At 68.6% G+C, this 12,808-nt stretch carries 15 protein-coding genes; 3 read left to right on the forward strand and 12 right to left on the reverse strand.

Annotation, left to right across the window (positions count from 1 at the left end; genetic code table 11):
* Positions 1 to 58: 58 nt before the first annotated feature.
* From GKO32_RS05925 to mftA, 4 genes are read right to left on the reverse strand one after another with little or no spacing between them, the layout of a single operon-like run.
* Positions 59 to 1,954 (reverse strand): mycofactocin system FadH/OYE family oxidoreductase 1, encoded by a 1,896-nt coding sequence (locus GKO32_RS05925; RefSeq protein ID WP_154755768.1) that lies wholly within the window; start codon positions 1,952 to 1,954, stop codon positions 59 to 61.
* Positions 1,951 to 3,123: a mycofactocin radical SAM maturase gene (mftC, locus tag GKO32_RS05930; protein ID WP_154755873.1), complete on the reverse strand. Its 1,173-nt coding sequence runs from the start codon at positions 3,121 to 3,123 to the stop codon at positions 1,951 to 1,953. The genes GKO32_RS05925 and mftC overlap by 4 nt, the downstream gene beginning before the upstream one ends.
* A 10-nt stretch (positions 3,124 to 3,133) precedes the next feature.
* The gene (mftB, locus tag GKO32_RS05935) at positions 3,134 to 3,400 is read right to left on the reverse strand and encodes a mycofactocin biosynthesis chaperone MftB (RefSeq protein ID WP_376765930.1); all 267 of its coding nucleotides are present in this window, start codon (positions 3,398 to 3,400) and stop codon (positions 3,134 to 3,136) included.
* 5 nt (positions 3,401 to 3,405) lie between these two features.
* Entirely contained in the window at positions 3,406 to 3,504 is a 99-nt protein-coding gene (gene mftA, locus GKO32_RS05940; protein WP_154755769.1) for a mycofactocin precursor MftA, read from the reverse strand.
* Between the two features lie 82 nt (positions 3,505 to 3,586).
* Between mftA and mftR the strand changes: the two genes are divergently transcribed.
* On the forward strand, positions 3,587 to 4,177 hold the full coding sequence (gene mftR, locus GKO32_RS05945) for a mycofactocin system transcriptional regulator MftR (protein WP_246243226.1): 591 nt from the start codon (positions 3,587 to 3,589) through the stop codon (positions 4,175 to 4,177).
* Between the two features lie 23 nt (positions 4,178 to 4,200).
* On the forward strand, positions 4,201 to 5,013 hold the full coding sequence (locus tag GKO32_RS05950) for a class I SAM-dependent methyltransferase (protein WP_312867552.1): 813 nt from the start codon (positions 4,201 to 4,203) through the stop codon (positions 5,011 to 5,013).
* Between the two features lie 251 nt (positions 5,014 to 5,264).
* Here the strand turns inward: GKO32_RS05950 and GKO32_RS05955 are convergent, their stop codons facing one another.
* The 7 genes from GKO32_RS05955 to GKO32_RS05985 all read right to left on the reverse strand — a co-directional run bounded on the left by GKO32_RS05955 (position 5,265) and on the right by GKO32_RS05985 (position 10,368).
* On the reverse strand, positions 5,265 to 6,146 hold the full coding sequence (locus tag GKO32_RS05955) for an NUDIX hydrolase (RefSeq protein WP_154755771.1): 882 nt from the start codon (positions 6,144 to 6,146) through the stop codon (positions 5,265 to 5,267).
* Positions 6,147 to 6,158: 12 nt separating this feature from the next.
* Positions 6,159 to 7,109 (reverse strand): ROK family protein, encoded by a 951-nt coding sequence (locus GKO32_RS05960; RefSeq protein ID WP_312867553.1) that lies wholly within the window; start codon positions 7,107 to 7,109, stop codon positions 6,159 to 6,161.
* Positions 7,110 to 7,481 carry a hypothetical protein gene (locus GKO32_RS05965; protein ID WP_154755772.1) on the reverse strand — a complete coding sequence of 124 codons (372 nt, stop codon included), beginning with the start codon at positions 7,479 to 7,481 and terminating at the stop codon, positions 7,110 to 7,112.
* A complete protein-coding gene (locus tag GKO32_RS05970) occupies positions 7,481 to 8,623 on the reverse strand; it encodes an ArsA family ATPase (RefSeq protein WP_154755773.1) in 1,143 nt (380 codons plus the stop codon). The genes GKO32_RS05965 and GKO32_RS05970 overlap by 1 nt, the downstream gene beginning before the upstream one ends.
* 1 nt (position 8,624) lies before the next feature.
* Positions 8,625 to 9,092, reverse strand: a complete 468-nt coding sequence (locus tag GKO32_RS05975) for an SRPBCC family protein (protein ID WP_154755774.1) — start codon at positions 9,090 to 9,092, stop codon at positions 8,625 to 8,627.
* 29 nt (positions 9,093 to 9,121) lie between these two features.
* Positions 9,122 to 9,913 (reverse strand): metallophosphoesterase family protein, encoded by a 792-nt coding sequence (locus GKO32_RS05980; protein ID WP_154755775.1) that lies wholly within the window; start codon positions 9,911 to 9,913, stop codon positions 9,122 to 9,124.
* Positions 9,914 to 9,978: 65 nt separating this feature from the next.
* Positions 9,979 to 10,368, reverse strand: a complete 390-nt coding sequence (locus tag GKO32_RS05985) for a polyketide cyclase / dehydrase and lipid transport (RefSeq protein ID WP_154755876.1) — start codon at positions 10,366 to 10,368, stop codon at positions 9,979 to 9,981.
* Positions 10,369 to 10,471: 103 nt separating this feature from the next.
* Between GKO32_RS05985 and GKO32_RS05990 the strand changes: the two genes are divergently transcribed.
* A complete protein-coding gene (locus GKO32_RS05990) occupies positions 10,472 to 12,274 on the forward strand; it encodes an AMP-dependent synthetase/ligase (protein ID WP_312867554.1) in 1,803 nt (600 codons plus the stop codon).
* 10 nt (positions 12,275 to 12,284) lie between these two features.
* On the opposite strand, the gene GKO32_RS05995 is transcribed toward GKO32_RS05990, so the two are convergent.
* Entirely contained in the window at positions 12,285 to 12,761 is a 477-nt protein-coding gene (locus GKO32_RS05995) for a hypothetical protein (RefSeq protein WP_154755878.1), read from the reverse strand.
* Between the last annotated feature and the right edge of the window lie 47 nt (positions 12,762 to 12,808).

Here is a 12,808-nt window from a genome sequence, read left to right on the forward strand (position 1 = left end):
GTACCAATCCGACCGGCAGTCACGGCGATCCGCCTGGCGTAGGTCGGCTTCCGGCTGATCACGGTCGGCCTACTTTGGGTCGGATTGGTAGTAGCTTCATCGCCGCGCGGCGGCCTTCCAGTATCGCCTCGTGCACCGTCCGCGGCGCGACGCAGTCACCGGCGCGAAGCGTTCCCGGCAGCTCGTCCGGCAACCGGTGTCCACAGTGGACCACTGCGGCGCAGTCGAGCTCGCGGCGCTCGGCGGTGAAGACGTCCTCGATGACGACCTGCCCGGCACGCACCTCGCGCAGCACCGATCGCTTGGCGAGCGTGACCCCGGCCTGCTGCAGGCGCGTGTTGGCGTCGGCGAGGTCACCGGTCAGCGCGAGCTGCGTGCCGATCACCTGGTCCTGGCTCACGATCGTGGTCACCTTCCCTTGCGCCGCCAAGAGTTCGGCCACTCCGACGCCGACGAAGTCACCCACCGGATCGGCCACCACGATCGGCCCTTCCGGTAACCGCGCCCCGGCCAGCAGGTCCACCACGTCGACCACCTCGCCACCGAACACGGCGTAGTTTCTCGGCCCCGCAACGGATCCTGTCGCGACGATGGCGCCCCTGGGCACGTCGGTCACGTGCACGCCGGTCCGCACCCGTACGCCCAGCCGGTGAATTTCGCTTTCCAGCCAGTCGGCGAGCTTCGCCAGCCGGGCCCGGCCGTCGACGTTCGCCGCCAGTCGCAGCATGCCGCCGAGCCGATCGGTCCGCTCGCGCAGTTCCACGCGGTGGCCGCGCAGCGCGAGCACCCGCGCGGCTTCCATCCCGGCCGGACCGCCCCCGATCACCACCACATCGCGTGGAGTGTCGTGGCCGTCGATCGACGGGTCCTCGGTTTCGTGGCCGCTGCGGGGTTCGCTGATGCAGCTGACAATCGGGTTGCGGTTGTCCCGCACGCGGCATCGCTGGTTCGACAGCACGCACGGCCGTGGGGTCGCGCCCGCGCGCACCTTCACGACGAGTTCGGGGTCGGCGATCTGCGCGCGTGTCATCTCGACCACGGTCGCCACGCCTTCGTCGAGCGCCTGCTGCGCCTGTGCGGGGTCGACCACGCTGCCCTGCAACACGGTCAGCGTGCGACCTTCGACAGCCCCGGTGATCCGGCGGCACAGGTCGAGGTTGAAGCCCGGCTCGGTGTGCAGATCTGGCCGGGTCGCCGAGGCGCTCATCGCCGAGCCGCGCACCGGCACGAGGTAGTCCACGCTCGCCGCGACATCGGCGGCGAGCACCGCCGCCTGCTCGGGGGTGAGCCCCGCCCACGGCGCCAGCTCGTCGCAAGACAGGCGCAGGCCGATGATCCGGTCGCCGATCGCCTCCCGCACCGCGGCCAGCACTTCCCTGAGTAGCAGGAACTTTTCCGCACCATAGGAATCGGCCCGCTGGTTCGTCAGCGCCGAGATGAACTGCCGCAACAACGAGTACTGTCCGGCGTCCAGCTCGACACCGTCCATTCCGGACTCCACCGCCAGCGCCGCCGAAGCACGGAAACCGTCGACGAGCATGCGGATCTGGTCGTCTTCCAGCTCCATCGGCAGCTCACGGCTCGCGACGTCGGGAACCCGGGACGGCGCCCACAACGCCGACTGCGAGAACGCCGAAGACCCCTGTGACCCGGTGTGTCCCAGCCCGGCGAGCACGAGCGTGCCGTGTGGACGACAAGCGTCCACTGTGGACGTCCAACCAGGACCGCACAACGCGGCCAGTGGTGCCCGCTCGTACGGCCAGTCGGAGTCGTGCACGCTGGCCGTCTCGGTCACGATCATCCCGGCACCGCCGGCGGCACGGGCGGCGTAATAGGCGACATGGCGGTCGGACAACACGCGCCCGCGCGCGAGGTTCGTCTCGTGCGGTCCGAAAAGGACCCGGCTCGGCGCGGTCCGGTCCGCGATCTTCACCGGGTCCGGCAGCGTGTTCATCGCAACCCGGCGAGTGGACTCGTGTCGCACGCGCGGTCCGGGCGCGACGGCGGGCCGAAGCCGATGCTCACCGGGACCTTGCGGCTCTTGCGATGTGAATGGTCCACATCGGACCGTGGCGCCGCGCCGACCGTTGCCAGCGCGCGGGCCCCGTTGCCCTTGACGCACTCGGGGTCGGGACCGTCGAGCGGCAGTCCGGTGAAGAACTTCGCCGCCATGCACCCGCCCTGACATGCGTCGTAGGCGGAGCACGACGTGCACGCGCCACCGGTCTGCGGTCCGCGCAGGCGAGTGAACAGTTCCGAATCCGCCCACACCTTGGCGAATCCGCCCTCGTCGCGGACGTTGCCGGCCAAGAACTCCTGATGGATCGCGAACGGGCAGGCGTACACGTCGCCCACCGGGTCGATCAGGCAGACGACCCGGCCGGCACCGCACAGATTCAAGCCTGGCAACGGATCCGAGCCGAGCGCATTGAGGTGGAAGAAGGAGTCGCCGGTGAGCACCTTCTCCCCGCGCGCGACGAGCCAGTCATACAGTTCCAGCTGCTGTTCCGCCGTCGGGTGCAGCTCGTCCCACACGTCGGCGCCGCGACCGGATGGCCGCAACCTGGTGATGCGCAGCTGGGCGCCGTAGGTGTCGGCGATCTGCGCGAACTGGTCGAGCTGACCGATATTCTGCCTGGTCATCACGACGCTCAGCTTGAAATCGCGGAATCCGGCGTCGCGCAGGTTGGTCATCGCGCGGATCGCGGTGTCGTAGGAACCCGGCCCGCGTACCGCGTCGTTGACCTCCGCCGTGGCCCCGTCGAGCGAAATCTGCACGTCCACGTAGTCGGTCGCGGCGAGCCAGCGGGCGCGCTCGGGCGTCAGCTTCACGCCGTTGGTGGAGAACTTGACGCCCACCTGGTGTGCCACCGCATACTCGACCAGTTCCCAGAAATCGGCGCGCACGGTGGGTTCGCCGCCGCCGATGTTCACGTAGAACACCTGCATGCGCTGCAACTCGTCGATGACCGCCTTGCATTCTTCGGTGCTCAGCTCGCGTGGATCCCGCCGCCCCGAGGAGGAAAGGCAGTGCACGCACGAAAGATTGCAGGCGTAGGTCAGTTCCCAGGTCAGGCAGATGGGCGAGTTGAGCCCTTCCTTGAAATGCTCGACGAGCTTCATCGCGCGCCTTTCAGTCACGTCGTTCGATCGTTCCGGTATTCGCCAAGCCCTCGAGCGCTTTCAGATACGACGGCCGCTGGTCGTCGGGGACGCCCGCCACGTCGAGAGTGGTGTGCACGTCGGGCTGGGCTTCGAGCGCGCGCACCACCTCGACCAGCAGTTTCGTTTTCAGGAACGACAGCCTGCGGGTGCCGAAGTCATACGCGAGCGCGCCGAACGACTCGGGTCGCAGTGCGATGCGCGGCGAGCACCGGTACGGCTGATCTGGCTCGAACACCGGTCTCAGTAGACGCCGCACATGCCGTCGATGGACACCTCTTCGACGAGCAACTCGTCTTCCACCAGAGCCTCGTCCTGCGCAACCTGCTGAGTCTCGGCCATGGGATGCTCCCTTCGTCGCGGCCGCCCCGGTGCGGCTCGCGTCACACACAATAATGGCACCGAGTGCCGAATGGAAGAGGGTATGACCGACCAGGGTGTTTCGCGCGCCGGCCGCAAGCCGATCACGTCGCGCGCCGAGGTGGAGCACGTGGCGTTCGAACTGTTCGCCCGCCAGGGGTTCGAACGCACCACGGTGGACGACATCGCGCAGGCCGCCGGGATCGGGCGCCGCACGTTCTTCCGCTACTTCCCGTCGAAGAACGACATCGCGTGGGGCGATTTCGATGGCGAACTGGCACGGATGCGCACGCAGCTGGCCGGTTACCCTCCGGACGTGCCGCTGATCGACGTGATCCGCGAGGCGCTGGTCGAGTTCAACCGGATCGACCCGGACGAGGCGCCATGGCACCGCCGCCGGATGGAGTTGATCCTGACCACCCCGGCGTTGCAGGCTCACTCGACGCTGCGGTACACCGCGTGGCGGCAGGTGCTCGCGGACTTTGTTGCAACACGACTCGATGTCGCGCCGGATTCCCTTGCGCCACAAGCAATCGCGTACGCGACGCTGGGTGTCGCGCTGGCCGCGTACGAGCAGTGGCTGCGCAGCCCCGGCACTGAGCTGAGTGAGCTGTTGAGCGCGGGAATGCGGGAGCTGAGCGCCGCGATCGGTTGAGCGGGATTGCGTACCATCTCGGTGTGCTGTTCCCGCGTGGTTCCGAGGCCATCAGCCCGACCGGCCACTACACCGGCTACGTCTGGGTACGCAATGGGCTGGCCCCGCCGGAGCTGGCGACCGCCGAGGGCCGCGTGATGTTCCACCTACTGGAACCGGCGATGCGGGTCAGCCGCCTGCTGGGCCGGCCGACGATCGAGGGCTTACTCGTCGCCCGGCACCGGATGCTGGACGAGCTGCTGGCCGGTGCGGTTGAGCGTGGCGAAATCGGGCAGGTGATCGAGATCGCGGCGGGCCTCTCCGCCCGAGGTTGGCGCTTCACCCGGCGGTACCAGGATTTGGTCTATGTCGAGGCCGACTTGCCACGCATGGCGGCCCGCAAGCAGCATTTGCTGGACCGGCTCAGCGGCCCGGTCCCGCGGGTCACGACTGTGGACGCCCTCGCCGCGGACGGACCGTCGAGCCTCGGTGCGGTTGCGGACACTTTGGACCCCGATGTCGGCACCGCGATCATCACCGAGGGTCTGCTGAACTACTACGACCTCGAGGCGGTTACCACTATGTGGCACCGTTTCGCCGAGGTCCTCCTGCGCTTTCCGACCGGTGCGTACTTCGCGGATATCGTCATGCTCCCGGCCACCAATTCGCTCGCCCGGCGCTTGGCGGGCGGTTTACTGGAAACCACGCTCCGAGCGTCGGTACATGTACATTTCCCGAACCCCCCGGAAGCGGCGAAAGCATTACAGGCGGCGGGCTTCCCAGCGGCGGAGCTCCTATCCGCACCCGGCGACGATCCCGGGGCAAAGTTAGTGCGGATCATCGACGCCTGGACCTGAGCCGGCCCCGAAAACCGCCGCCGTGCAACGAAAGCCGGCCAACGGACCCACCGCCCACTCCCACCCCCGAACCGACACGAAGCCTCCTTGAAGAATCAGGCGAAGTGGGGCGGGGGTGGGTCCCCCAACGAGGGCGCCCCGCGCCCGGTCACCTAGGCAGCCAACGGAACCACCAGGGCATCGCACGGAGCGCGACTCAAAAAGATTGCCTCGCCGGCGGGCTGGCTCCGGGATAACTGGCCCAACAGGCCTCACCTTGTCGAGGTGGTCGAGTTGGGGCTTTCTCTTTCCTCTTTTAGTGCTGTTAGTAGCGTTTTTGGCCCCACGTGTGCTGCGCCTTCTGCCTCTATCCGCTTTCGTAGTTCCCTGTCTGCTGTCACTACGGTTACGCGGTCGTCGGGGCGCTCGGCTCGCAGGGTTCGCACAGTGTCCACAATGGTCGAATCGCCATCTCGGGTTGCGGAAATGACGTCCACATTGTCAACCGGTTCAGTGTGCCGCGCTCGGCCTTCGACGACCAACGTTATTTTCGGCCACCATGACCAACCGGCCCCGTCGAGCATGAATTGCCGGCCCGCGAGAAGTGCCAGTTGGTCCCGCAGACGCCGCGCGGCGCCAAGCCGGTCGCGCCACCAGCCGTCCGGGCGGGAACCGACGACGTTCGCGCCGTCGACCACCAGCAGCAGTTCCCGGCCCAATTCTGAACGTAGCATCGGCCAAGCCGCAGCAAAATCCTGATGCAGCGGGTACCCACCCACGTTATCCGGCGGCACCCACCGTAGCTCGTCGCTTTCGGCGTTCATCACCCGCGCCTCGACCGGCCGCACGGCCTGTGCGAGCACCGTCGTGTACGTCCAGCCGCCATGATCCACGGTCCAGGCGGACAGGGGACGCGCCGCATCGCGCGGGATTCCTGCTTCTTCCTCCGCCTCACGTGCGGCGGCTTGCCAGGCGCTTTCCGTACTGTCTATGGCACCGCCCGGCAGCGCCCACGTGCTCCCATGGTGGGTCCACCACGCCCGCCGCTGCAACAACACTCCCCGGTCCGGATCGGCCAGCAGCACACCCGCCGCACCGAACCGGCCCCAGTGCCGGTGCCCGCCCAGGCATTCGACGAACCCGTCCCCGTCCATTCGTCAAGCTTGTCACACGGACAGGGCCTCCAGCGCCATCGTGGCAGCCCCCACCATCGCGGCATTGTCACCCAGGTGCGCGGTGCGGATCCGGGCCAGTGGCCGGTGCCGGCCGCCGGTGATCGCCGCCGTGTAATGCTCGCGTGCCTCGTCCAGGAACAGGGTCGCCGACCCGGACACGCCACCCGCGATCACCACGAGCTCGGGGTCGAACACGTCCGCGACCAGCGCGAGCCCCTCCCCCAGCCATTTTGCCAGCTCAGCCACCGCGCGCTGAGCGATCGGGTCGCCATCACGGGCCGCGGCGGCGACCCGTCGGCCGGTGATCGAGCCCGGATCATCGGACACCTTCCGCGCCAGCACGGTCGACTCCCCGGGGTAGCGCGCCAGCAGTTCGATGGCCGTCGCCGCGAGCGCCGTGCCACTGCAGTATCGCTCCCAGCAACCGTACTTTCCGCACGGGCAGGCCCGCCCGCCCGGCACGACCGTCAGATGCCCCAGCTCCGGCGCAACCCCATGCGCACCACGGTAGATTTCGCCGTCCAGCAACAAACCGGCCCCGATCCCGGTCCCGATCGCGACCAGAGCCGCGACCCGCGTGCCCCGTGCCGCGCCGAACCGGTGCTCGCCGAGCGCGGCGGCGTTGGCATCGTGCTCAAGGGTCACCGGCAGCCCGACACGTTTCGCGATGCGGTCCGCGACCGGCGCCGCCCGCCACGCCAGATGCGGCGCGAACATCACCGTGCGCCGGTCGTTCGCGACGAAACCCGCGACCGACAACCCGACCGCGACCACCTCGTCGTGCCGGTTGCGCAGTTCGTCGATCACCCCGGAAATGGCGTCTTCCAAGGCATCCTCACCGCTCGGCGTGCCGGCCCTCGCAGTGTCCACAATGGACCCCTGCGTGTCGACCACCGCAGCGCGGACAGTCGTCCCGCCGACGTCAAGGCCGATCGCACGCACTCAGGACTCCCCGCGCCATTGCACCGGAATGTGCTGCACGCGCGGCGAAGACGGCTCCGGTTTCGATTCCGGCTGGAAACCGGGCATGTGGAAACCGTGCTCGGGATCCCATCGGTCGGCGAGCACCGCCCGCAGCAGCGCGACGAGCTGGGCGAGCTGCTCCACCACCCGCGCCGCGAGCTCCGGCCGTTCCCCGCGCACCACGGAAACCACCGCACACAACGGACACCAGCCGCAATCGGCAGCCGGCCGTTCGGACTCACCGTGCCCGGCGGCGACGATCCCATCGAGCCACGGCGCGGCACGTTCGACGACCATCTCCACCAGCAGCCGGATCTCCTCGGCCAGGTTCGTGGCGTCGGCCTCCGTCATCACTGCCTCCCGGCGTGGGTCAACGACACGACCAGCCCGCGTGCGTCCGAGACGGCACCGGTGATGTGACACGCCCGCAACGCCCCCGGCAGCGCGACGAGCCGCCGGAACCCGTCCACGGTGATCGCCAGGTCATCGTCCACTCTGGCCAGATCCACCGCGGCCTCGGGCCCGAGCGGCAACGCGACCCGCAGTTCGAAACCGCCGTCCACTTCGGACACATCAAGCAACGGCGGCGCGGTCTTTTCGTTGGCGGACAAGGGATCTGCGTGCCCGTAGAGTTCCGCCGAGATCTCCAAAAGCGCGGGAAGGCCGACCGGCTCACTGGCCCGGTGCTCCACTTGCGAGAACTCCGCCAGCCCAGACCCGGCGAGCTCCGCGAGTACCGCGTCCTGCTGGCGGCGGCGCGTCCGCAACCACGACGCCGCCGCACCACGCCACACCCCCGGCGCGGGCATCAGCCGGTTCACGATCACCCGGTCCACCTGGATTCCGCGCAGGGCAAGGGAACTGAGCGTCCGGCGGGCTTCGGCGACAACGACCCGTTCCGGCGTCAGCACGAGCCGCACCCCGGTCCTCGCCTGATCGGTGAGCAGGCCTCGCAACGACTCCAGATGCGAGCCCAGCCGCCGCACCGCCTCAACCGTCCCGCGCCCGCCCGCGAACTTCAGCTGCCACATCCTGTTGAGGTACCCGGAAACGGCCTCGGGAAGCGCGAGCAACCGCAACGTCTCCGCGGTCGGACCGCAGTCCACGACCACGATGTCCCACCGGCCGGACTCGGCCAGCCGTTGCACCTCGGTGAGCGCCAGCAGCTCGTCCACCCCGGGAAGCACGGTGAGCTCCTCGGCGTCGAGCGCGTCGATCCCCGCGCCGGCGAGCGCCGCGGTGAGCTTGCCCCGCAGCTCCTGCCACATGCCGTCGACAAGCCCGCGCGAATCCACCTGTGCCCCGTGCAGGCAGTGGTCCACCTCGGCCGGTTCCGCCGCGAGCCGCTGGGCGAACGCGTCACCGAGCGAGTGCGCGGGATCCGTCGAGACCACCAGCGTCTTGTACCCGCGCGTGGCGAGCCCGGCCGCGGTCGCCGCCGCGAGGGTCGTCTTCCCGACGCCACCCTTGCCGGTGAACAGCAGCAGCCGCATGTCAGGCCGTGCTTTCTCCAGTATTTTTCCCACTGCCTTCGACCCTGCGCTTGAGCTCCTTCAGCGCGGTGTCCATCACCATCTTCTCCGCCTTGCGGCGCAGCAGGCCGATCATCGGGAGCACTAGCTCGACCGACAACGTGTACGTCACCTTCGTTCCGCCCGATGCCGTGGGCGCCAGCTCGTACCGGCCGTCCTGCGCCTTCTGCATCTGCCCCTTGACCAGGTGCCAGCTCACCGAGCGGCCATCGGCAGCCCAGTCGTATTCGAGGGTGTAGACGTCCTTGATCGGCCCGGCGTCCAGGGTCAACCGCACCTGCTTCGGCTTGCCGGCCTCGTCGGTGGCGAGCACCTCGGTCGCCTGGACCTGCTTCGCCCACTCCGGATACGACCCGAAGTCCGCGATCACCGCCATCACCCGCTCGGGCGGCGCGTTGACCTCGATGGATTGTGTGGACTGGTCGGCCATGGCGCAGAGGTTACAGGGCCGCCCGCCGCTCACCAGCGCAACACGTACGGACGCTCGGTGACCTTGAAATGTCCCACGTTGCGGCATTCGGTTCGCCCGGCCCGCAGCTGTGCCGAGAGCGGCTGGTGCACGTGGCCGAACAACGACCATCGTGGCTGCTGGTCACGGATCAGGCCGGTCAGCGCGGCCGAGCCCATCTCGAGCCGTCGCGAGATCACGTCGTAGGTCAGCTCCGGGGAGGCCGGCGGCATGTGCGAGCACAGCACGTCGATGTCGGTCAGCTTGCCGACCGCTTCCTCGAACTCGTCACGCTGGCGCAGGTAGGGCCGCCACACCGCGTTCGGCCGCGGCGGGGGCGCGTCGTCGGGCAGGATCACCCCGCCGACGAACCCGAACCGCCATCCGCCGATCTCGGCGACTGCACCGTCCAACACGGTCACCCCGTCGCGTGCGAACTCCGTCCACAGGTCCGGGGAGTCGACGTTGCCCGGTGTCGCGTACGTCGGGGCGCTCAGCGCGGCGAACAGCGTCGCGTACTGCTCGCGGATCGCCTCCTCGACCGCGGCGGCCGGGTCGTCGAGGGTGGCCCACAGCGAGCGGGAGTAGGCGATGGTCTCGTCGCGGGTTCCTTCGCGGCGCAACCGGGCGAAGGCCGAGACCTTCTCCGGCCCGAACAGGGTGCCGAGGATGCCCTTGTCGTGCTGCTGGTAGTCGACGAAGTCGAGAAGATCCCCCAGCACGACCAGCGCGTCGGCGCCATCCCCGGCCCGGGCCAGCGCCTCGGCATTGCCATGCACATCGGAGACGACATGAACCCGCATGTTTGAGAGGTTACTGTGGCGCGAAGCGCGTCGATGAGGGGTGGCAGGTCGGGCGACGGGTGGGGCTAGTGAACGGGCGGGATGCCTGGTGCACGGCCGTCTTCCAGGATCTCCTTCAAATCCAGCGCGATGGCCTTCGCCGCACGGGCACGCCGGTCGAATTCACGGCGTGCGTCCCGGGGCCGCATCGGACCGGGCGGCGCCGCACGCAGGAAGTAATGGAGCAGCGTGCCGTCGAGCATCCGTTCGAGCCACACCTCCATGGTGCCCACGAGCGCGCCCGTGACCGTCCACCGCAGGCCCTCGTCACCACGGTCCGTGTACACCTCGAGCCGCAGGTCAGGCCAGTAGCGCCGCCACCCGGCGGGGTCGGCGAAAGCGGCCTTGACCGTCCCCGGCGGGACCGCGAGGAACGTCTCGTCGACCACGTCGATCGCGGGCGGTGCGCCGTTCAGCGTGCTCACGGATCCAGAATGTCATGGTCACGGGGCCTTGGTCGTATGGTGGTACTGACGCTAGGTTGACCGGCGAGTAACAACCACCCCGCGGAGGTTCACTGTGCGCGAGTACAGCGCCCCGGCACTGCAGCCGGTAGCAGACAACGAGAACCTGAGCGACATCATGTGGGCGAACGCCGAGCGTTTCCCCGACTCGGTCAGCTTCCGTCGCCAGTCCGGCGGGTCCTGGCTCGACGTCACCGCCCGCGAGTTCGCCGGCCAGGTCATCGCCGTCGCCAAGGGGCTCATCGAGGCCGGCGTCGGGCGCGGGGACCGGATCGCGCTGATGTCGAAGACCCGCTACGAGTGGACACTGATCGACTTCGCGATCTGGGCGGCCGGCGCGGTCACGGTGCCGATCTACGAAACGTCGTCGCCGGAGCAGGTGCACTGGATCCTGTCGGACTCCGAGGCCAAGGGCGTCTTCGTCGAGACCGATCAGCATCTCGCCGGCGTCGATCAGACCCGCGAGCGGCTGGGTGGGCTGCGGTACGTGTGGCAGATCGAGGGCACGCATGCCGGCGGGGCGGTGGCCGAACTGACCACGCTCGGCGCGAAGGTCGCCGACGACGTCGTGCACCAGCGCCGCCGCGAGGTGAGCGCGGGCGAGCTGGCGTCCATTGTGTACACATCCGGCACCACCGGCCGGCCCAAGGGTGTCGAGCTGACGCACCGGAACCTGCTCGCCGAAATCCGCGCCGACATCCTGGCGTTCCCGCAACTGATGGAGCCGGGCAACTCGCTGCTGTGTTTCCTGCCGCTCGCGCATGTGCTCGCGCGCGCCATCGCGCTCACGGCCATCGCCGCGCGCGTCACCCTCGGCCACACGCCGGACGTGAAGAACCTCGTCGCCGACCTCGGCACGTTCCGGCCGACATTCGTGGTGGCCGTACCTCGCGTGTTCGAGAAGGTCTACAACACCGCGAAGCAGAAGGCGCACAGCGAAGGCAAGGGCAAGATCTTCGACCTCGCCGAGTCGGTCGCCGTGCAGTACAGCGAGGCGCAGGACAAAGGTGGCGCGGGCTTCGGGCTCAAGGCACAGCATTTCCTGTTCGACAAACTCGTGTACGCGAAGCTTCGCGCCGCGCTTGGCGGCCGGTGCGTCGCGGCGGTGTCCGGCGGTGCCCCACTCGGGCCGCGGCTGGCACATTTCTTCCGTGGCATCGGGGTTCCGGTGTTCGAGGGCTACGGGCTGACCGAAACGAGCGCGGCGTCCAATGTGAACACTCAGACCGCGTTCCGGGTGGGGACGGTCGGACGGCCCGTGGCGGGCACTTCGGTGCGCATCGCGGACGACGGTGAGGTGCTGCTCAAGGGCGATGTCGTGTTCACGGCGTACTACAACAACGAGCAGGCGACGAAGGAATCGCTCGACGAGGGCTGGTTCCACACCGGCGACCTCGGCCGGCTCGATAGCGACGGGTTCCTCACGATCACCGGGCGCAAGAAGGAAATCATCGTGACCGCGGGCGGGAAGAACGTCGCCCCGTCCGGACTCGAGGACACGATCCGTGCGAACCCGTTGATCAGCCAGGCGATGGTGGTCGGCGAGCAGCGGCCGTTCATCGGTTTGCTGGTCACGATCGACGAGGAATTCTTCCCGGCGTGGAAGGAACAGCACGGCAAACCGGCGTCGGCGACGGTGGCCGACCTGGCGCGCGACGCGGACCTGAAAGCCGACATCCAGGCCGCGGTCGACGAGGCGAACAAGCAGGTCTCGCACGCGGAGTCGATCAAGAAGTTCGTCGTGCTCACCCAGGACTTCACCGAGGCGACCGGGGAGATCACGCCGAGCCTCAAACTGAAACGCAATGTGGTGAGCCGCAACTACGCCGACACGATCGAGGCCCTGTACCAACGCTGAGGCACCCGCGTCACAGCGCCGTCATACTGGCGATTTTCCAAGCCCCGTCGACCTTTCTGGCCTTCACGGACAGCGCGGCCGACGTCGAGGACTGCTGATTCGACGACGTGGTCAGGGTTTGCTGATCGACGAAGACGAGCAGCTTCGCCGAGTCGCCCTGCAGGTCCGCGACGGCGATCGAGTTGACCGTAGTGGTACGGACCAATTTCTGGCCGACCGCCTGCTGCCGGGCCGAAGCGTAGCCCGCCTGGTACTGGCCGACCGCGTCGTCCACGAGCATGCTTGCCGCGGCGCGCTCGGTGCGGGCGAGATTGGCGTAGTCGTAGGAAAAAATCGCCTTGATGTCCGCACCGATCTGGTCGGAAACGGCCGCGGTCGCCGGAATGTCCGCGACCGCCCGGTTCCCGCCGTGCAGCGCCCCGGCCCGCAATCCCGCGAACACCGCGAAACCCGCGGCGAGCACGATCAGGCCCAACAACGCCGCCATGACTGTGGCGCGCTGGTGCGGCGCGGGCTCCGGCGGCCGGGGTCGCG

Source organism: Amycolatopsis pithecellobii (assembly GCF_009707865.1).
GTDB classification, from domain to species: Bacteria; Actinomycetota; Actinomycetes; order Mycobacteriales; family Pseudonocardiaceae; genus Amycolatopsis_E; species Amycolatopsis_E pithecellobii.